Raw genomic sequence first — 4,060 nt, forward strand, 5'->3', positions numbered from 1 at the left:
TCAGCAGCGAGTTGGTCGCGCTGTGGCGCAGCCGCTCGACCTCGTCGTTGATCGAAGAGTCCTTCTCGATGTAGGTGTCGGTCTGCGGAACGTAGGCCTCGGGCTGGTAGTAGTCGTAGTACGAGACGAAGTACTCCACGGCATTGTTGGGCAGCAGCTCGCGGAACTCGTTGGCCAACTGCGCAGCGAGCGTCTTGTTGGGGGCCATCACCAAGGTCGGCCGCTGCACCTGCTCGATCAGCCAGGCGGTCGTCGCCGACTTGCCGGTGCCCGTGGCGCCGAGCAGCACGACATTCTGCTCACCGCTGGTGATGCGCCGGGTCAGGTCGGCGATCGCCGTGGGCTGGTCACCGCTCGGCGAGAACTCGGAAATGACCTCGAAGGGCGCCACCCGGCGCTTGAGATCGGTGGTCGGTCGCATGAGACAACCGTATGCCGACCCACCGACAACCCCTTCGTTCGCTGATTTTGCCAATCCAAGGACACCCGTCGGTGGCTCGGTCTAGCCTTAAACAGGCCGCGGGACTGGCCAGCGGCACAACCCGGAAGAGGGGCACATCTGATGGATCGAAGGCAACTCCTGATCGCGGGTGCGACGACCGGCCTGGCCGGCGCGACCACGCTGACTGCCGGCGAGGCCTCGGCCGCGCCGTTCGGTTTCAACAGCACCTTCACGTCGAACAAGCTCGGCTGGTCAAATGTCTACGGCAATTGGATGCTGCGCAATGGCAACCTGCACTGCGACGGCATCCCCGGCTACTCGACCTCGGTCAAACACTCCAACAACTACAGCGACTACATGTTCCAGGCGCGCATGAAGCGGTCCGGGAACTACGGCGGCAACGCCGCCAACCGCCTCATCGTGCGCGGCAACCCGTCGCGCCTCAACTCGGCCATGAACTGGCGTCCGTCGTATCTCTTCCAGTACGCCAACGCGGGGTGGTTCTCGGTCTGGTTGATCACCGCCACCGGCGCCGAGACGCCCGTGGTCGGCTGGACCAATCTCGGCTACACCCTCAACAACTACGTCACGATCTCGGCGTATGTGGCAGGCGACTATCTCGCGTTGGGGCTGAACGGGATCTGGGTGTGGTCGGGGTACAACTCCGCTCTGTCCTTCGGACAGGTCGGGATGGGCTTCTGGACGGCTCCGGGCTACTGGGGCAAGCTCGATGTCGACTACTCCCGCCTCGGCTATGCCACCCGCACCGAACGCCCCACCGTCACCTTCGCCGGGAAGCCGACACCGGGCGGCTCGGTTCACGAGGCACCTCACTAGCCCCCACGATCCGACACGGCCGGGCGCTATCCCATAGGCGCCCGGCCGGTCTCGGCCCAGACACGGTTACCACAGGGAGTAGTCGATGAGAACGAGCAAATCCCGACAGCGTCAAAGCCGCACAGCGCGCCTCGCACTCGGCGCGGCGGCGTGTGCGGCAAGCCTGGCGGGCCTCGCCTCCGCTCCGGCCACTGCCCGGACCGAGCCGGCCGTCAACGTTGCCACGCCGGGCTATCTAACGATGGCGTGGGGACGCAGTCTCTGGGCGCATGGCTGCAACCCCGGCACCCCGGCACCGGGGGTGCGCACGCTGGAGCAGGACGCCCAGGATCTCAAGGCGTATGGCCTGCGCGGCGTCGGCGGCATCGTCGTCAACCGCACGTCCGACACCCGCACGTGCGAGCGCGGAGTCACCAATGCGACCTGGGCCGACCTCGCGCGGCTGCAAACGGCATACGGGTGGTCGTTCGTCTCCCAGTCGATGAACTACACCCGGATGACAACACTGACCACCGACGCCGAGCGGTATGCCGAGACCGGCGCCACGCTCGCGCCGCTCGCGGCCCGCGGGCATACCCAGGCGTGGGGGGCCTTCTTCTATCCCGACGACGAACAGGACCTGCCGGCCCAGCAGATGGTCGCGAAGTATTTCGCGTTCGGCCGCCTCTACACCCTCGTCCCTGGGTTCAACACCAAGGCGTCGGCGACCGTCTTTCCCTACACCCTGCTCACCTACACCCCCCTTGGCGGGCGCTGCAACAACACGGCGCTGCCCTGCTACACGATCAAGGTCCGCAACGATCGGATCACCGCGCCGCCGAACGCGATCGTCAAGGCGCTCAACCCCAGGCCGGGGCAATGGTCGGTGATCCAGATGTTCCGCTTTGTCGAGGGCAAATCCGGCACTTTGGGCCAGGCCAATGCCTGGGATTGCACGAGCCCGGACTGGCGCAACCGGTGGACTGGCATCCCGGAGAACTACTGCCGCAACACCTTCCTGACGGCGCTCGCCCAGCGCGACCGAACGGTCGTCAATGTCACCCCCGCGCAGATGGCGACCCGCTGGGGCCGCACCCCGAGCGGCTGAGCCGATAATGGCGCGGTGACCGCGCGACCGATCGACCCCACCGACGAGGAGACGCGGGCACCATACGACCCGATGCCGCACGGGCCGGCGGAGGTCGGCCTCGGACCATGGGTCGGCGAGTGGCCGACCGACGAGCGGTATGACGCGGACCTGCTCCGCCACGGCGACCGCCGCAATGTGGTGGACCGCTACCGCTATTGGACGATGGCGGCGATCGTCGCCGATCTCGATGCGCGCCGGCACGGCTTCCACGTCGCCATCGAGAACTGGCAGCACGACTTCAATATCGGCACCATCGTCCGGACAGCCAATGCCTTTCTCGCCGCCGAAGTGCACATCGTCGGCAATCGACGCTGGAACCGGCGTGGGGCGATGGTCACCGATCGCTATCAACACGTGCGGTATCACGCTGATGCGAACGCCTTGGGGGCCTATCTGACCGAGCGGGAGGTGCCGCTGTGGGGCGTCGACAATTTGCCGGGGTCGCTCCATCTGGAGTCGGCGATCCTGCCCGAACGGGTGTGCTTTCTCTTCGGGCAGGAGGGTCCGGGACTCTCCGACGCCGCCCGCGAGGCCTGCGCCGCGACCTTCTCGATCGCTCAGTTCGGCTCGACCCGCTCGATCAACGCCTCCGTCGCGGCGGCCGTGGCCATGCACGCGTGGGTGCGCGAGCACGCCGATTTCGGCGAAGCGTGGCGTGGGTGAGCCATGCGTAAGCCGCTGCGCCACGCACTGGCGCGCTACCGCGCCTCCGGCGCCGATCTGCCCTTCGGCAATCCGCTCGCCGCCCACGGGCTCGCGATGGAGGGCTACTTCTGGCGCGTGACCGACGGGGACCGGTCGCTGATCGCGCTGATCGGCGTGAATGCCCCGCGCGACGGGTCACCGCCGTGGGCCACGCTCGGGTTGGCGGCCAGCAATGGGTTCGTGCGCACGGTGGCTGCCGACACCGGCTGGGCCGATCCGGGCGCGCTCGGAGCGCGCAGCGCGGACAGCTTCGTGGCCGACGCCCACCGGGTGCGTGTGCACCTCGGGGCGGACGCCCGCTGCGAGTTCGCGATCGCCGAGGCGGCGCCCTGGCTCGGTCGGGCTTTCGGCGGCTCCAGCATCTTTCATAGCGTCCCCGGTCTGAATCAGTACTGGCATCCCTGGCTGCTGGGCGGTCAAGCCACGGGATGGGCCGAGCTCGGCGGCGAGCGGTGGGAGTTCGACACGGCGCAGGTCTATGCCGAGAAGAACTGGGGCAAAGGGGGTTTCCCGGACGCGTGGTGGTGGGGGCAGGCGCAAGGCTTCACCGACCTCGGCGCCTGCGTCGCTTTCGCGGGCGGCCTGGTTCACGCCGGGCCACTGCGCACGACCGTCACCGCGGTCGTCGTCCGCCTGCCGGACGGCCAGGTGATTCGGCTCGGCAACCCCGGCACCTCACCGGTGCGCGCAGAGGTCACCGATGAGCGCTGGCTGCTGCGCGGGCGGGGGCGCGGCTACGAGGTGACCCTTGACGGCTGTGCCCCGATCGAGGCCGCACACGTCCTGCCTGTGCCACTGCCTGACGAGCGGCGCAACACCGCGGGCGACCTCGAGCACCTCAGCGCCGACCTGCGTGTCGAGGTGCGGCACCGGAGACGCCTGATCTGGGCCGACCGGTCGCGCATGGCCGCGCTCGAACACGGCGGGCTGGCCCGGGCCGAGGCCGA

General features: G+C 68.3%; 5 protein-coding genes. 4 read left to right on the plus strand and 1 reads right to left on the minus strand.

The genetic code is table 11. The annotated features are described in order from the left end of the window. Positions 1–421 (minus strand): DEAD/DEAH box helicase family protein (locus PKH97_RS14495; protein WP_324388272.1); only part of this gene is annotated, 421 nt, incomplete at its 3' end. Positions 422–562: 141 nt separating this feature from the next. Here PKH97_RS14495 and PKH97_RS14500 point away from each other — a divergent pair. The 4 genes from PKH97_RS14500 to PKH97_RS14515 form a co-directional block, all read left to right on the plus strand. After that, the gene (locus tag PKH97_RS14500; RefSeq protein ID WP_324388273.1) at positions 563–1,279 is read left to right on the plus strand and encodes a hypothetical protein; all 717 of its coding nucleotides are present in this window, start codon (positions 563–565) and stop codon (positions 1,277–1,279) included. Positions 1,280–1,364: 85 nt separating this feature from the next. Next, a complete protein-coding gene (locus PKH97_RS14505; protein WP_324388274.1) occupies positions 1,365–2,366 on the plus strand; it encodes a hypothetical protein in 1,002 nt (333 codons plus the stop codon). A gap of 72 nt (positions 2,367–2,438) precedes the next feature. Next, positions 2,439–3,071 (plus strand): TrmH family RNA methyltransferase, encoded by a 633-nt coding sequence (locus PKH97_RS14510; RefSeq protein ID WP_324388277.1) that lies wholly within the window; start codon positions 2,439–2,441, stop codon positions 3,069–3,071. A 3-nt stretch (positions 3,072–3,074) separates the two neighbouring features. Next, positions 3,075–4,060, plus strand: a 986-nt coding sequence (locus tag PKH97_RS14515) for a tocopherol cyclase family protein (protein WP_324388275.1), incomplete at its 3' end; no start/stop codon positions are given.

The organism is Nostocoides sp., from assembly GCF_035343835.1.
Taxonomy (GTDB): domain Bacteria; phylum Actinomycetota; class Actinomycetes; order Actinomycetales; family Dermatophilaceae; genus Nostocoides_A; species Nostocoides_A vanveenii.